Annotated in this window: 12 protein-coding genes; 3 read left to right on the top strand and 9 right to left on the bottom strand. The window is 71.3% G+C overall.

Going from position 1 to position 15,954, the window contains the following annotated elements; genetic code table 11:
- Nucleotides 1–492: 492 nt before the first annotated feature.
- The gene (locus OHA30_RS30210) at nt 493–1,161 is read left to right on the top strand and encodes a lysophospholipid acyltransferase family protein (protein WP_328917044.1); all 669 of its coding nucleotides are present in this window, start codon (nt 493–495) and stop codon (nt 1,159–1,161) included.
- Between the two features lie 159 nt (nt 1,162–1,320).
- Here the strand turns inward: OHA30_RS30210 and argH are convergent, their stop codons facing one another.
- The 7 genes from argH to argC form a co-directional block, all read right to left on the bottom strand.
- The gene (gene argH, locus OHA30_RS30205; RefSeq protein ID WP_328918055.1) at nt 1,321–2,727 is read right to left on the bottom strand and encodes an argininosuccinate lyase; all 1,407 of its coding nucleotides are present in this window, start codon (nt 2,725–2,727) and stop codon (nt 1,321–1,323) included.
- An 80-nt stretch (nt 2,728–2,807) separates the two neighbouring features.
- Complete coding sequence (locus OHA30_RS30200; protein ID WP_328917043.1) at nt 2,808–4,004, bottom strand: argininosuccinate synthase; 1,197 nt, start codon at nt 4,002–4,004, stop codon at nt 2,808–2,810.
- A 210-nt stretch (nt 4,005–4,214) separates the two neighbouring features.
- Nucleotides 4,215–4,748, bottom strand: coding sequence for an arginine repressor (locus tag OHA30_RS30195; RefSeq protein ID WP_328917042.1), 534 nt, complete (start codon nt 4,746–4,748; stop codon nt 4,215–4,217).
- Between the two features lie 16 nt (nt 4,749–4,764).
- A complete protein-coding gene (locus tag OHA30_RS30190) occupies nt 4,765–5,973 on the bottom strand; it encodes an acetylornithine transaminase (RefSeq protein ID WP_328918054.1) in 1,209 nt (402 codons plus the stop codon).
- A 41-nt stretch (nt 5,974–6,014) separates the two neighbouring features.
- A complete protein-coding gene (gene argB, locus OHA30_RS30185) occupies nt 6,015–6,962 on the bottom strand; it encodes an acetylglutamate kinase (RefSeq protein ID WP_328917041.1) in 948 nt (315 codons plus the stop codon).
- Nucleotides 6,959–8,110, bottom strand: coding sequence for a bifunctional glutamate N-acetyltransferase/amino-acid acetyltransferase ArgJ (argJ, locus tag OHA30_RS30180; protein WP_328917040.1), 1,152 nt, complete (start codon nt 8,108–8,110; stop codon nt 6,959–6,961). The genes argB and argJ overlap by 4 nt, the downstream gene beginning before the upstream one ends.
- A 106-nt stretch (nt 8,111–8,216) precedes the next feature.
- Nucleotides 8,217–9,245, bottom strand: coding sequence for an N-acetyl-gamma-glutamyl-phosphate reductase (gene argC, locus OHA30_RS30175; RefSeq protein ID WP_328917039.1), 1,029 nt, complete (start codon nt 9,243–9,245; stop codon nt 8,217–8,219).
- 129 nt (nt 9,246–9,374) lie between these two features.
- On the opposite strand from argC, the gene OHA30_RS30170 reads away from it, so the two are divergent.
- Nucleotides 9,375–9,593, top strand: coding sequence for a hypothetical protein (locus tag OHA30_RS30170; RefSeq protein ID WP_328917038.1), 219 nt, complete (start codon nt 9,375–9,377; stop codon nt 9,591–9,593).
- Nucleotides 9,594–10,077: 484 nt separating this feature from the next.
- On the opposite strand, the gene OHA30_RS30165 is transcribed toward OHA30_RS30170, so the two are convergent.
- Both OHA30_RS30165 and OHA30_RS30160 read right to left on the bottom strand, forming a co-directional pair.
- Nucleotides 10,078–11,226: a methyltransferase gene (locus OHA30_RS30165; RefSeq protein WP_328917037.1), complete on the bottom strand. Its 1,149-nt coding sequence runs from the start codon at nt 11,224–11,226 to the stop codon at nt 10,078–10,080.
- A 118-nt stretch (nt 11,227–11,344) separates the two neighbouring features.
- Nucleotides 11,345–12,637 (bottom strand): glycoside hydrolase family 10 protein, encoded by a 1,293-nt coding sequence (locus OHA30_RS30160; protein WP_328917036.1) that lies wholly within the window; start codon nt 12,635–12,637, stop codon nt 11,345–11,347.
- 354 nt (nt 12,638–12,991) lie between these two features.
- Between OHA30_RS30160 and OHA30_RS30155 the strand changes: the two genes are divergently transcribed.
- Nucleotides 12,992–15,778: a cellulose binding domain-containing protein gene (locus OHA30_RS30155; RefSeq protein ID WP_328917035.1), complete on the top strand. Its 2,787-nt coding sequence runs from the start codon at nt 12,992–12,994 to the stop codon at nt 15,776–15,778.
- The last annotated feature ends 176 nt before the right edge of the window (nt 15,779–15,954 follow it).

Below are 15,954 nucleotides of genomic sequence, written 5' to 3'. Positions count from 1 at the left end.
TGTGCGCCGCCTCCGTGGCGCCGATGATCGCACAAACGTCCCGGTGGGGTGCCGTTGCTGCGCCACCCGTCCCAGACCCGTCCCGGCGTGCCAAGGGTGCCCACTGCCGCTGACTGTTTACCGTGGATTACCCCGTCCCACCGGGGATTCAACCCTCGAATTCAAGATCGGTCGAAGACGGTCGAACGTGATCGGAGCTGCGCGGTCGCGGCGCCCGCGCGCTTCCCTGTGAGATTCCCAACTCCCGGGAGATTTCCCGGTAAGTACGCACAGAACCGGACATCGGACCGGCCCGGACGCCCGCGCGGGAGCCGTCACCCCGGGGGCCGGCGCGGGAGTGGTGAGCGACACGTCCCGACGGGGGTCCCCGGTCCCCCGACAAGGCGCGCGGCGGCGTGCCGTGTGGAATCATCGTCCTCGTGTACGGGCCGGTAGGTTCTCGGCCCGGGGCCTGTCGACCGTACGAGACCGGAGGGTCTGTTGTTGTCCCGCATGTCCCGCAGCGTGCTGAAGGCGATTCTCGGAGTGCTGATGCGCGTCCTGTACCGCCCGGTGGTGGAAGGCGTGGAGCACATTCCGGGCGACGGGCCGGTGATCTTGGCGGGTAACCATGTCACCTTCGTCGACTCGCTGTTCCTCTCCCTCGTGGTCGAGCGGCAGGTGTACTTCATCGGCAAGGACGAGTACGTCACCGGAAGGGGTGTCAAGGGCCGGCTGATGGCCTGGTTCTTCACCACCTGCGGGATGATCCCGGTCGACCGCGACGGCGGCCACGGCGGTGTCGCGGCCCTGATGACCGGGCGGCGCGTCCTGGACGAGGGCAAGATCTTCGGCATCTACCCCGAGGGCACCCGCTCCCCCGACGGCCGGCTCTACCGCGGCCGTACCGGTGTCGCCCGGCTGACCCTGATGACCGGCGCCCCCGTGGTGCCGTTCGCGATGGTCGGCACCGACAAGGTCCAGCCCGGCGGCACCGGCATGCCCCGGATCGCCCCGGTCGCCATCCGCTTCGGCGCCGCGCTCGACTTCTCCCGCTACGAGGGCATGGACCGCGACCGCTACGTACTGCGCGCGGTGACCGACGAGGTCATGAGCCATGTGATGCGCCTGGGCGGCCAGGAGTACGTCGACATCTACGCGACCAAGGCGAAGGCCGCCTGACACCCCACCGAACCGCGGAACGGAAAAACCGCAGACCCGTAGACCCGCGGAACCCCGTATGCCGCCGTCCCTCCGGAGGGACGGCGGCATACGGGGTTCCGGTACACGGATGGCGGATTCCGCGGCCCTGGGACCTTGGTCCCAGGGCGTGGTGCCGCCCTATCGGTCGGCGTTCGCCCAGGTGTGCTGGGCGGCCAGATCGGCCTTGACCTCGGCGAGCTGGACGGCGACCGCGCTCGGCGCCGTACCGCCGCGCCCGTTGCGCGAGGCCAGCGAACCGGCCACGTCGAGCACCCCGCGGACCTCGGGCGTCAGATGCTCGGAGATCTTGGCGAACTGCTCGTCCGTCAGATCGCCCAGCTCGATGCCCTCGGCCTCGCAGACCTTGACGCACTCCCCCGCGACCTCGTGGGCGACCCGGAACGGCACACCCTGCCGTACCAGCCACTCGGCGATGTCGGTGGCGAGCGAGAAGCCGGCCGGGGCCAGCTCCTCAAGACGCTCGCGGTGCACGGTGAGGGTGGCCATCATCCCGGTGAACGCCGGGAGCAGCACCTCCAGTTGGTCGCAGGAGTCGAAGACCGGCTCCTTGTCCTCCTGGAGGTCCCTGTTGTACGCCAGCGGCAGCGCCTTGAGCGTCGCGAGCAGCCCGGTGAGATTGCCGATCAGCCGCCCGGACTTGCCGCGCGCCAGCTCCGCGATGTCCGGGTTCTTCTTCTGCGGCATGATCGACGAGCCGGTGGAGAAGGCGTCGTGCAGGGTGACGAAGGAGAACTCCTTCGTGTTCCACAAGATGACCTCCTCCGCGATCCGGGAGAGGTTCACCCCGATCATCGCGGTGACGAAGGCGAACTCGGCCACGAAGTCCCGCGCCGCGGTGCCGTCGATCGAGTTGCCCACCGAGCCGTGCTCGAAGCCCAGGTCACGGGCGACGGCCTCGGGGTCGAGGCCGAGCGAGGACCCGGCGAGCGCGCCCGAACCGTACGGCGACACGGCCGTGCGCTCGTCCCACTGCCGCAGCCGCTCCGCGTCCCGCGACAGCGCCTGGGCGTGTGCGAGCACATGGTGGGCGAAGAGCACCGGCTGGGCGTGCTGGAGGTGGGTGCGGCCGGGCATCGCGGTGTCCGGGTGCGCCTGCGCGAGGCCGACCAGCGCGTCCTGGAGGTCGGCGATCAGACCGCCGATGATCCGGGCGTGGTCGCGCAGGTACATCCGGAAGAGCGTGGCGATCTGGTCGTTGCGCGACCGGCCGGCCCGCAGCTTGCCGCCGAGGTCGGCGCCGACCCGCTCCAGCAGACCGCGCTCCAGCGCGGTGTGCACGTCCTCGTCGGCGATGGTGCCGGTGAAGTCACCGGCGGCCACGTCCGCTTCGAGGGTGTCGAGCCCGGCGATCATCCGCGCCAGCTCGTCCGCCGTCAGCAGCCCGGCCGTGTGCAGCGCCCGGGCATGCGCCCGGGAGCCCGCGATGTCGTACGGGGCCAGCCGGAAGTCGAAGTGCACGGAGGCGGAGAGCCGGGCCAGCGCCTCGGCGGGGCCGTCGGCGAACCGGCCGCCCCACAGCCGCAGGTTCTCGTCCTTGTTACGGTCCTTGCCGCCGGCCTTGCTTTCGGACGACGGGCCCCCGTCGTGTGCCGCCTTGCCGTTCGTCACTGGGCCTGGTCCCGCTTGGCCGCGATCTTCGAGGACAGGCCGAAGATCTCGATGAAGCCCTTGGACAGCGACTGGTCGAAGGTGTCACCGGTGTCGTACGTGGCCAGGTTGAAGTCGTAGAGCGACTCGTCGGACTTCCGGCCGTTGACGACGGCCCGGCCGCCGTGCAGGACCATCCGGACCTCGCCGGAGACATGCTCGTTGGCCTCGTTGACGAAGCCGTCCAGCGCCCGCTTGAGCGGGGAGAACCACAGACCGTCGTAGACCAGCTCGCCCCAGCGCTGCTCGACCTGCCGCTTGTAGCGGGCCAGCTCGCGCTCGACGGTGACGCTCTCCAGCTCCTGGTGGGCGGTGATCAGGGCGATCGCGCCGGGGGCCTCGTAGATCTCCCGGGACTTGATGCCGACCAGCCGGTCCTCGACCATGTCGATCCGGCCGATGCCCTGGGCGCCGGCCCGTACGTTCAGCTGCTGGATCGCCTCAAGGACCGTGACCGGCTGCCCGTCGATGGCGACCGGGACGCCCTGCTTGAAGGTGATCGTCACCTCGTCGGCCTCGCGGGGAGTCGCCGGGTTCTGCGTGTACTCGTACACGTCCTCGATCGGCGCGTTCCAGATGTCCTCCAGGAAGCCGGTCTCGACGGCCCGCCCGAAGACGTTCTGGTCGATGGAGTACGGCGACTTCTTGGTGGTCGCGATCGGGAGGTTCTTCTCCTCGCAGAACGCGATGGCCTTGTCCCGGGTCATCGCGTAGTCGCGGACCGGGGCGATGCACTTCAGGCCGGGGGCGAGCGAGGTGATGCCGGCCTCGAACCGGACCTGGTCGTTGCCCTTGCCGGTGCAGCCGTGGGCGACCGTGGAGGCGCCGTGCTTCTGGGCGGCGGCCACCAGGTGCTTGACGATGACCGGCCGGGAGAGCGCCGAGACCAGCGGGTAGCGGTCCATGTAGAGGGCGTTGGCCTTGATCGCGGGGAGGCAGTACTCGTCCGCGAACTCGTCCTTGGCGTCCGCGACCTCGGCCTCGACCGCGCCGCAGGCGATCGCGCGCTTGCGGATGAGGTCCATGTCCTCGCCGCCCTGGCCGACGTCCACCGCCACGGCGATGACTTCGGCGCCGGTCTCCTCGGCGATCCAGCCGATGGCGACGGAGGTGTCCAGGCCGCCTGAGTAGGCGAGTACGACGCGCTCGGTCACGGGTCTCTCCTTACGATGCATCCACTGACTGGTATAAGTATGCACTCCACCGTATGACTCGTCAACGCGGCAGGTCAGAGGCCCTTTGACGACCCCCGCCGACCCTCCGCGCGTCGGAATCGGACGCGAAGAGCCCCGGCTCCTCAGGCGCGGAAGCCGGGGCCCTGCAACCTGAAAGGGCCCCCAAGGGCGCGAACCCTTGGGAACCCCTCAGGCGTCGCCCTGGGCCAGCCGCAGCAGGTGGTCGGCCAGCTTCTGGCCGCCCGAGGCGTCCCGGCTGATCAGCATCACCGTGTCGTCGCCCGCGATCGTGCCCAGGATGTCGTACACCTCGGCCTGGTCGATCGCGGAGGCCAGGAACTGGGCCGCGCCCGGCGGGGTGCGGATCACCACGAGGTTCGCGGACGCCTCGGCCGAGATGAGGAGTTCGGCGGCGAGCCGCCGCATCCGCTCCTCCTTGACCGACTCGCCGAGCGGCGCCTGCGGGGTGCGGAAACCGCCCTCGGAGGGCACCGCGTAGATGAGTTCGCCGTCATTGGTGCGGATCTTGACGGCGCCGAGTTCGTCGAGGTCCCGGCTGAGCGTCGCCTGGGTGACGCTCAGCCCGTCGTCGGCGAGCAGTTTGGCCAGCTGGCTCTGCGACCGCACCGGCTGGCGGCCGAGGATGTCCACGATCCTGCGGTGCCGTGCCGTACGGGTCTGCGGTACGGCCTGGCTGCCGCCCTGCGTGTGCGCCTCGGTCATCGCGCGTCGGTCTCCGTCATCGTCCCGGCCGGTCGGCCTGAGCGGCGCTCGGGGCCCCCGCGGCCGCGACGGCCCGGGTGGTGGCCCGAGCGGCCTCGTACACCTGGTCGAGGACACCGGGCAGGGCCTGGAGGAACGCGTCCGTCTCGGCGTCGCCCACGATGAGCGGCGGCGCGAGCCGTACCGTGTCGGGCACGGCGGCGTTCACCAGGAATCCGGCGTCCTGAGCCGCCTGCTGGATCGCTCCGGACAGCGGCTCGGTGAGCACGATACCGATCAGCAGCCCGGAACCGCGCACATGATCGACCAGCGGGTGTCGCAGCGCCTCGATGCCCTGCCGCAGCTTCTCGCCCTGGCGCTTGACGTTGTCCAGGATGCCGTCCGCCTCAATGGTGTCGAGGACGGCCAGCGCGGCGGCGCAGGCGACCGGGTTGCCGCCGAAGGTCGACCCGTGGGCGCCCGGCGTGAGCAGGTCGGCGGCCGGGCCGAAGGCGAGGGTCGCGCCGATCGGCAGCCCGCCGCCCAGCCCCTTGGCCAGGGTGACCACATCGGGCTCGACGCCCTGGGCCTGGCACTCGAACCAGTGCCCGGTACGCCCGATGCCGGTCTGCACCTCGTCCAGCACGAGCAGGGTGCCGGTCGCGGCGGTGATATCGCGGGCCGCCCGCAGATATCCGGCGGGCGGTACGACGACGCCGTTCTCGCCCTGGAGGGGTTCGATGATCACCAGCGCGGTGTCGGTGGTGACGGCGGCCCGCAGCGCGTCCACATCGCCGAACGGCACATGGGTGACGTCACCGGGCAGCGGGTGGAAGGCGTCACGTTTCTTCGGCTGGCCGGTGAGCGCGAGCGAGCCCATCGTCCGGCCGTGGAAGGCGCCCTCGGTGGCGACCATACGGGTACGCCCGGTCAGCCGGCCGATCTTGAAGGCGGCCTCGTTGGCCTCGGCGCCGGAGTTGGAGAAGTACACCCGCCCGGGCCTGCCGGAGAGCCGGAGCAGCCGTTCGGCGAGCGCGACCGGCGGCTCGGCGATGAAGAGGTTGGAGACATGGCCGAGGGAGGCGACCTGCCGGGACACCGCCTCGATCACGGCCGGGTGCGCGGTGCCGAGCGAGTTGACGGCGATGCCGCCGAGGAAGTCCAGATAGACCTTGCCGTCGGCGTCCCAGAACCTCGCGCCCTCGCCGCGGACCAGGGGCAGCCGCGGCAGCCCGTAGTTGTCCATCAGCGAACCCTGCCAGCGCTGGGCCAGTTCCTCGTTGCCGGTCACTGGACTCCCCCTTCTTGCGGTGCGGTCGCGGGGGCGTCGGGCACGACCATCGTGCCGATCCCCTCGTCGGTGAAGATCTCCAGCAGGATCGAGTGCTGGACCCGGCCGTCGATGACCCGGGCGGTGCGTACGCCGTTGCGCACGGCGAACAGACAGCCCTCCATCTTCGGCACCATGCCGCTGGACAGGTCGGGCAGCAGCTTCTCCAGCTCGGTGGCGGTCAGCCGGCTGATCACGTCGTCGCTGTTCGGCCAGTCCTCGTACAGGCCCTCGACGTCGGTGAGGACCATCAGCGTCTCGGCGCCGAGCGCGGCGGCCAGCGCGGCGGCCGCGGTGTCGGCGTTGACGTTGTAGACGTGGTGGTCGTCGGCGGCGCGGGCGATGGAGGAGACGACCGGGATACGGCCGTCGGCGAGCAGTGCCTCGATCGCGCCGGTGTCTATGGCGGTGATCTCGCCGACCCGGCCGATGTCGACGGACTCGCCGTCGATCCGCGGGTAGTGCTTGACGGCGGTGATGGTGTGGGCGTCCTCGCCGGTCAGACCGACCGCGAGCGGGCCGTGCCGGTTGAGCAGCCCGACGAGTTCACGCTGCACCTGCCCGGCCAGCACCATCCGTACGACGTCCATCGCCTCGGGGGTGGTGACCCGCAGCCCGGCCTTGAACTCGCTGACCAGGCCGTGCCGGTCGAGCTGGGCGCTGATCTGCGGGCCGCCGCCGTGCACGACGACGGGCTTGAGCCCGGCCTGCCGCAGGAAGACCACGTCCTGGGCGAAGGCGGCCTTCAGCTCCTCGTCCACCATGGCGTTTCCGCCGAACTTGATGACCACCACCCGGCCGTTGTGCCGGGTGAGCCAGGGCAGCGCCTCGATGAGGATCTGCGCCTTCGGCATCGCGGTGTGCTTGCGCGGGGGTACCCCCGGCCGGAGGTTGGGGGACGTCATGAGCTGTACGCGCTGTTCTCGTGGACGTAGTCGGCCGTGAGATCGTTGGCCCAGATCACGGCGGACTCCGCTCCGGCGGACAGATCGGCGGTGATGACGACCTCGCGGAAGCGCATGTCGACCAGGTCGCGGTCCTCGCCGACCGAGCCGTTCCTGCACACCCACACACCGTTGATCGCCACGTTCAGCCGGTCGGGCTCGAAGGCGGCGCCGGTGGTGCCGATCGCGGAGAGCACCCGGCCCCAGTTGGGGTCCTCGCCGTGCACGGCGCACTTGAGCAGGTTGTTGCGGGCGATGGAACGGCCGACCTCGACGGCGTCCTCCTCCGAGGCCGCGCCCACCACCTCGATCCTGATGTCCTTGCTCGCGCCCTCCGCGTCGCCGATCAGCTGCCGGGCCAGATCGGCGCAGACCGTGTGCACCGCGTCGGCGAACTCGCCGTACTCCGGGGCGACTTCGGAAGCGCCCGAGGCCAGCAGCAGCACGGTGTCGTTGGTGGACATACAGCCGTCGGAGTCGATCCGGTCGAAGGTCCGCCGGGTCGCGTCGCGCAGCGCCTTGTCCAGGGTCCCGGCGTCGAGGTCGGCGTCGGTGGTCAGGACGACGAGCATGGTGGCCAGGCCCGGCGCGAGCATGCCCGCGCCCTTGGCCATGCCGCCGACGCTCCAGCCGGTACCGCTCACGACGGCCGTCTTGTGCACGGTGTCGGTGGTCTTGATGGCGAGCGCGGCCTTCTCGCCGCCGTGCTCGGACAGTTCGGCGGCCGCCCGGTCGATGCCCGGCAGCAGCTTGTCCATCGGCAGGGTGACGCCGATCAGACCGGTGGAGGCCACCGCGATCTCGCCGGCGCTGTGGCCGAGTACGTCGGCCACCCGCTCGGCGGTGGCGTGGGTGTCCTGGAAGCCCTGGGGGCCCGTACAGGCGTTGGCCCCGCCGGAGTTGAGGACGACGGCGGTCACCGCGCCGCCCTTGAGCACCTGCTCCGTCCACAGGACGGGCGCGGCCTTCACCCGGTTGGAGGTGAAGACGCCCGCGGCGGCGCGGCGCGGCCCGGTGTTGACCACGAGGGCCAGGTCCGGGTTGCCGTTCGCCTTGATCCCGGCGGCGATCCCCGCCGCCGTGAACCCTTTCGCTGCCGTGACGCTCACGGTGTCCTCTCCTCTGACAATTGTCCGTTCATCAGCCACACGCCCGCGGCCGTCGTCGTCCGCCGCCCGGCGGCCCCTCCCGCGAAGCCCGTCAAGCTCAAGCCGCTCAAGGGGCCACTCCGATCGTGGACAGTCCCGTCGCCTCGGGCAGGCCGAGGGCGATGTTCATGCTCTGCACCGCGCCGCCCGCCGTGCCCTTGGTCAGATTGTCGATCGCGCTGATCGCGATCACCCGCCCGACGCTCTCGTCGTACGCGACCTGGACCTGGACGGCGTTGGAGCCGTACACGGCGGCGGTCGCGGGCCACTGGCCCTCCGGGAGCAGATGGACGAAGGGCTCGTCCGCGTACGCCTTCTCGTAGGCCGCCCGTACGTCCTGGGCGGTGACGCCGGCGCGGGCCCTGGCCGAGCAGGTGGCGAGGATGCCGCGGGACATGGGCGCGAGGGTGGGGGTGAAGGACACGCTCACCGGCTCGCCCGCCACCGCGCCGAGGTTCTGGATCATCTCGGGGGTGTGCCGGTGGCCGCCGCCGACCCCGTACGGGGACATCGAGCCCATGACCTCGGAGCCGAGCAGATGCGTCTTGGCGGCCTTGCCGGCGCCCGACGTGCCGGACGCGGCCACGATCACCGCCTCGGCCTCGACCAGCGCGGCCCCGTAGGCGGGCCAGAGCGCCAGCGAGACGGCCGTCGGGTAGCAGCCGGGGACCGCGACGCGCTTGGACCCCTCCAGCGCGGCGCGGGCCCCCGGCAGCTCGGGCAGCCCGTACGGCCAGCTGCCCGCGTGCGGCGACCCGTAGAACCGCTCCCAGTCGGCCGGGTCCTTGAGCCGGAAGTCGGCTCCCATGTCGACGACCAGCACGTCCTCGCCCAGCTGCTCGGCGACGGCCGCGGACTGGCCGTGCGGCAGCGCGAGGAAGACCACGTCGTGCCCGGCCAGGGTCTCCGGGGTGGTGCGTTCCAGTACGCGCCCGGCCAGCGGCACCAGGTGCGGCTGGAGAGCGCCGAGCGGCTGACCGGCGTTGGAGTTCCCGGTCACCGCCCCGATCTCGACCTCGGGGTGCCCCACGAGCAGTCTGAGCACCTCTCCCCCGGCGTACCCACTGGCACCGGCAACCGCCACCCGCACTGTCATCGACTCCTCCTCCTCGACAGCATGACTATACGGTCGACCGCACTCTTATGCAAAGGTCCTCGTTGTTTCGCACAGGATCACTTGGACGGGGAGGCGCAGCCGGGTCACCGGGCGCGCATACTGGGTGTAATGACAAAGCCAGCCGCAGCCCGGCGCATCCTGCCCTCCAGTCCCTTCAAACAGCCTGCCCCGGCGCCTCTCAAGGTGTTCGAGACCGGCGATCGGGTCAGCCATGACGGACACGGCCTCGGCCGGGTGATCGGAGTCGAGCACGACGCGGTTGTCGTCGATTTCGGTTCGCTGCCCCGGCGGATTCCGAGTCCGTACACGCGGATGACCAAGCTCTGACCCGGTAGCGCGCCACGGCGGTCGGCGTGCGAGCGTACGGGCGCGCGATTCCGCGCGGCCCGGGCGCCGCCGGCGCCGTACGGCGCCCTGGTGCGCTACCGGCGGTTTCACCGCTTTCCCGCAGTTCCCCGTGCGGGCCGCGCACGCGCCCACGCACGCACGGCGGCGCGGGCGGTTTCGGGACGGCCGCCCGCATGATCCGGCCCTGCGTGCCCAGCCGCCCGGAACCCCGCGGCCCCGAGCCCTGCGGTGCCCCGAGCCCTGCGACCGGACGCTGCGGTCTCCCGCGTGCCCAGCGGTCCCGAATCCGGACGCCGCGGTCTCTCTCCCCCGTGGCCTGCGGCCCTCGCGCCCGGACGCCGCGGTCTCCCGTGCCCTGCGGCCCCGAGCCCTGCGACCGGCGCCGCGGTCTCCCCCGAGTCCGGACGCCGCGGCCCCTCCCCCGTGCCCGGCGGCCCCGCACTCAGGCGCCCCGCGCCTTCTCTCAGCGCTTCTCCGCGCGCAGCACCACGAACTTCGGGTCCGAGGCGACGACCTCGCAGCCGCCGAAGATCCGCCGCAGCATGACGTGGTAGCTCAGGTGCCGGTTCCCCACCACCCACAGCTCGCCACCGGGGCGCAGCGCCGCGCGCGCCGTGGTGAACATCCGGCGGGCCGTCGCGTCCGTGGTGGCGCGGTGGGAGTGGAACGGCGGATTGTTGAGCACGAGGTCGGCGCTACCCGCGGAGATCGCGGTGAGCGCGTCGGCGACCTGGAACTCGGCGCGCGCGGCCGGATCGGCGTTGGCCCGGAAGGTGGCCTCCGCCGAGGCCACGGCCTGGTGGGACTCGTCGATGAACAGCACGTCGGACCCGGGGTTGGCGACGGCCGCGGCCGTACCGACGACACCGTTGCCGCAGCCGAGGTCGATCACCCGGTCGGGACCCTGCCGGGCGGGCAGGTGCTGGAGCAGGAAGCGGGTGCCGACGTCGAGGCGGTCGGCGCAGAAGACCCCGGCGTGGTTGGTGACGGTCCGGCCGGACAGCGGGCCGATGCCGTCGGGCAGCTCGTAGCGCAGCGGCCAGGGGCTGGGCGTGCGGGGCAGCGCGGGGTCGGGTGTGCACAGGATCAGCCGGGCCTTGCGCACGGCCAGCGAGGTACGCGTCGGGCCGACGATCCGCTCGAACAGCCGGAGCGTCGAGGTGTGGATCTCGGTGACCATGCCCGCGCCGATCACCACCGTCCCGGCGTGCATGGCGGGCGCGAGCCGGTGCAGCTGGTCCTCCAGCAGGCCGAGGCTCTTGGGCACCCGCACCAGCAGGACGTCGATCCGCTCCGGCGGGGTGTCCCGGGTCGACAGCAGGGTGACGTCGTCCACCGCGCCGGGCGCGTTGCGGCGGAGGTTGGCGCGGGTGGCCTGCTGTCCGAGGTGGGATTCGGAGATCTGCGTGGGCCGGTGCGCGGCGAGAGCGGTGGTCAGGGCGCCCCAGCGGTCGCCGACCACGGCCACGGCCCCTGACAGGTCCGTTCCCGCGTCGGCGAGGTGCCGCAGTACGTAGTCGTCGGCGGCGTCCCAGGCCCGCAACTGCTCACGCGGGTCCGCCGGGAAGCGGGTCAGATCGAGGTCGCCCCACGGCGTGGTGAATCGGTGCATCGTCCTCTCAGGCTATCCGAGGCCGAGGACCCGGCGGACGGACGGGCGGGCGGCGGCCCGTACCGGTCGGCGGGCGGACGTACGGGTCGTACGGCAGAGGACCGGCAGGCGGCCGCGCTCACGGGGTACGGACCCGGGTCGGATAGTGGTCGGCGACGACGCGGCTCATCGCGCCGAGGGGGTCGGCGGCGACCTGGGTGGCCGAGAACCAGACGTTGCCGCGCACCCGCGGGTGGGCGGCGTCGAGGTCGAGGTGGCGGGAGAGCTCGGCCGGGTCCTGCCAGGCGTCGGGCCGGCCTTCGGCGCCCGCCTTGTACAGGGCCTCGCCGATGTAGAGCCGCACCCGGGTGCCGGCCACGACATCGGACCACCAGGGCACGAGCGTGGCGTAGTCGGCGGCGGCGAAGCCGATGTTCCAGTAGACCTGCGGGACGATGTAGTCGATCCATTCCTCGCGCACCCACTTGCGGGTGTCGGCGTGCAGGTCGTCGTAGGTCTGCACGCCCGCCTGAGTGGCCGAGCCGAGCGGGTCGGTGGCCGCGTTGCGCCAGACGCCGAAGGGGCTGACGCCGAATCGCGTGCCCGGCCTGATCCGCCTGATCCGGGCGGCGGTCTCGGCGACCAGCAGATCGGTGTTGTGGCGCCGCCAGGCGTCGCGGTCGGGGAAGCCGGCGCCGTACCGGGCCCAGGCGTCGTCGTCGGCGAAGACCTCGCCCGCCACGGGGTACGGGTAGAAGTAGTCGTCCCAGTGCACGGCGTCGACCGGGTAGCGGCGTACGGCGTCGAGCATCGCGTCCTCGACGAAGCGGCGCACCCGGGGCAGGCCGGGGTTGTAGTACAGCTTGCCGCCGTACGGCAGAACCCAGTCGGGGTGCAGCCGGGCCGGGTGGCCGGGCGCAAGCGCGGAGACATCGGTGCTCAACGCGACGCGGTAGGGGTTGAACCAGGCGTGCAGCTCCAGACCGCGCCGGTGCGCCTCGTGGACGGCCGTACCGAGGGGGTCCCAGCCCGGATCACGTCCCTGAGTGCCCGTCAGGTAGCGCGACCAGGGCTCGTACGGCGAGGGCCAGAGCGCGTCGGCGGTCGGGCGGACCTGGAACATCACGGCGTTCAGCCGCCGTTCGACGGCGAGGTCGAGGAGGTCGAGCAGTTCGCTCCTCTGGCGCTCGGGCGAGAGGCCGGGCGCGGACGGCCAGTCGGTGTTGGCCACGGTGGCGATCCACATGCCGCGCAGCTCACGACGGTGGCCGCGCGCGGCCGGACGCCCGGCCGGGTCCTCCGCCGAAGCCGCGCTCGCCGTACCGGGGAACGCCGTACCGGGAAACGCCGCCGCGGTCACGCCCGCGGCCGCCGCCGTGAGCCTCCGGCGCGAGATCCCCCGCGCTCGCCTGTCCTGTTCCGCCCGTCCCATCCGCGTCTCCCGATGCACCGTCAACTTCCGCCGAATGCCGACGAGTACCGACGAATGCCGACGGCTTCCCTCAACTTCGCACGGCTTCCGGCAACTTCGCCCGTGATTCCGTCCGATCATGCGACCCGTCCACCCACAGGGCAACACGCCTCACTGGAGACTCACCCGTTCACCGCGGTCGACGACGGACCCTTCTCGGCCGCCCCTCCGGGCGCTAACATCGGACCTCCCAGACGTGGGAGCGCTCCCACACATCCCATGTCTGAAGCGGAAACACCAGCACGTCCACCCCCCACCACCGCACCCCGGGTCCGGTTCACGGGCCCGTCCGTACGGAGAGGACGACCCCTCAACATGCTTCGCAGACCTGTCGCCGCGCTCGTCGCGGCCCTGTCGCTGATCGGCGGCGCCGTCACGGTGGCGTCGACCACCGCGGCGGCCTCCACCGGAACGCAGGCGGCCCCGGCCGCCGCGTCCGTCGCCAGTACGTACAGCTGGAACAACGCCCAGATCGGCGGCGGCGGTTTCGTCCCCGGCATCATCTTCAACCAGTCCGAGAAGAACCTCGCGTACGCCCGTACCGACATCGGCGGCGCCTACCGCTGGAACGAGTCGTCCAAGTCCTGGACACCGCTGCTGGACTCGGTGGACTGGGACCACTGGAGCCGGACCGGCGTGGTCAGCCTGGCCACAGACGCGCTCGCGCCCGACAAGGTCTACGCGGCCGTCGGCACCTACACCAACAGCTGGGACCCCAACAACGGCTCGGTGCTGCGCTCCTCCGACCGGGGGGCGACCTGGCAGGCCACCGACCTGCCGTTCAAGCTCGGCGGCAACATGCCGGGCCGCGGCATGGGTGAGCGGCTGGCCATCGACCCGAACAAGGACAGCATCCTCTACCTGGGCGCGCCCAGCGGCAACGGCCTGTGGCGCAGCACCGACTCGGGTGTCACCTGGTCGAAGGTCACGGCCTTCCCGAATGTCGGCAACTACGCGGACGACCCCTCGGACACGTCCGGGTACAACAGCGACAAGCAGGGCATCGTCTGGGTGACCTTCGACCCGACGACGGGCACGAAGGGGTCCACCACCCAGACCGTCTACGTCGGTGTCGCCGACAAGGACAACACCGTCTACCGCTCGACCGACGGCGGCACCACCTGGTCCCGGCTGGCCGGCCAGCCGACCGGGTACATCGCGCACAAGGGCGTGCTGGACTCGGTCAACGGCTACCTCTACCTCGCCACCAGCGACACCGGCGGCCCGTACGACGGCGCCAAGGGCCAGGTGTGGCGGTACGCGACCAAGACCGGCGTCTGGACGAACATCAGCCCGCTGTCGGACACGGACACGTACTTCGGCTACAGCGGTCTGACCGTCGACCGCCAGCACCCGGGCACGATCATGGTGACCGGCTACAGCTCCTGGTGGCCGGACACCCAGATCTACCGGTCCACCGACAGCGGCGCGACCTGGACCCACGCCTGGGACTACAGCAGTTACCCCAACCGGGACAACCGCTTCACCCTGGACGTCTCCGCGGTGCCGTGGCTGACCTTCGGCGCGAACCCGTCGCCGCCGGAGTCCACGCCGAAGCTCGGCTGGATGACCGAGTCGCTGGAGATCGACCCCTTCAACTCCAACCGCATGTGGTACGGCACCGGCGCCACGATCTTCGGCACCGACAACCTCACCAACTGGGACACCGCGGGCGGCAAGTTCACCATCAAGCCGAACGTCAAGGGCCTGGAGGAGACGGCGGTCAACGAGCTGATCAGCCCGCCGACCGGCGCCCCGCTGGTCAGCGCGCTCGGTGACATCGGCGGCTTCCGGCACACCGACCTCACCAAGATCCCGGCGATGATGTTCCAGCAGCCGAACTTCACCACCTCCACGGGCCTGGACTACGCCGAGACCAACCCGAACATCATGGTCAGGACCGGCAACGTCGACTCCGGCGCCCATGTCGCCTTCTCCACCGACAACGGCGCCAACTGGTTCGCCGGCGCCGACCCGTCCGGGGTGAGCGGCGGCGGTACGGTCGCGGCCGCGGCCGACGGCAGCCGCTTCCTGTGGAGCCCGGAGGGCACGGGCGTCAAGTACACGGTGGGCTTCGGCAGTTCGTGGACCGCCTCGACCGGCATACCGTCGGGCGCGGTGATCGCGGCCGACCGGGTCAACCCGAAGAAGTTCTACGGCTTCTCGGCCGGCAAGTTCTATGTCAGCACCGACGGCGGCGCGTCCTTCACCGCCACCGCGGCCACCGGTCTTCCGGCCAGTTCCGTGCATGTCAAGGCGCTGCCCGGCACCGAGGGCGATGTCTGGCTGGCGGGCGGCACCACCGACGGCGCGTACGGCCTGTGGCACTCCACCAACTCCGGCGCCTCCTTCACCAAGGTGAGCGGCATCGACCAGGCCGACAACATCGGCTTCGGCAAGGCCGCGCCGGGCGCGAGCTACCAGACGCTCTTCACCAGCGCCAAGATCGGCGGGGTACGCGGTCTGTACCGCTCCACCGACAAGGGTGTCAGCTGGGTGCGGATCAACGACGACGCCCACCAGTACGGCTGGACCGGCGGCGCCCTCACCGGTGACCCGCGGGTCTACGGCCGGGTCTACGTCGGCACCAACGGCCGGGGCATCATCTACGGCGACACGTCCGACACCTCGGGCGGCGGCGGTACGACCACTCCCCCGACGACTCCGCCCACCACACCTCCGACCACTCCCCCGACAACCCCGCCCACCACACCTCCGACCACTCCGCCCACGACCCCGCCCACGACGCCTCCCACCACGCCTCCGACCTCCCCGTCGAGCGGGGCCTGCACGGTGAAGTACACGGTCAGCAACAGCTGGCCGGGCGGCTTCCAGGCGTCGGTGACCGTCAAGAACACCGGTACGGCAGCGGTCAACCCGTGGAAGCTGGTCTGGACGTTCCCCAGCGGTCAGACCATCTCCTCGCTGTGGAACGCGGACTACACGCAGAGCGGGGCCACGGTGACCGCCACCGCGCCCAGTTGGGCGCCCTCGCTGGCCGCCGGAGCCTCGGTGGACGTCGGCTTCAACGGGACGTTCACCACGGCGAACACCCCGCCGACGTCCTTCACCCTGAACGGCGCGAAGTGCGCGGTGAGCTGATCTCGCCATGACGCCCTCCCGGTCACGGTCACGCTCCTGATCCTGGCCCGACCGTGATCCCCCGCTGCCCGGTACCCCGTGGAACGGCCCCGACCGACTCCACGGGTACCGGGCAGCGGTAACGTCTGTCCGGTACGTGAGCAGTGCGGGATCGACACCGGACCGGCACCGGACCG

Origin of the sequence: Streptomyces sp. NBC_00223, from assembly GCF_036199905.1 — a bacterium.
Taxonomy (GTDB): Bacteria; Actinomycetota; Actinomycetes; order Streptomycetales; family Streptomycetaceae; genus Actinacidiphila.
Note: the sequence above shows the minus strand (reverse complement) of the source record. Positions and strands in the feature narration are given on the sequence as shown.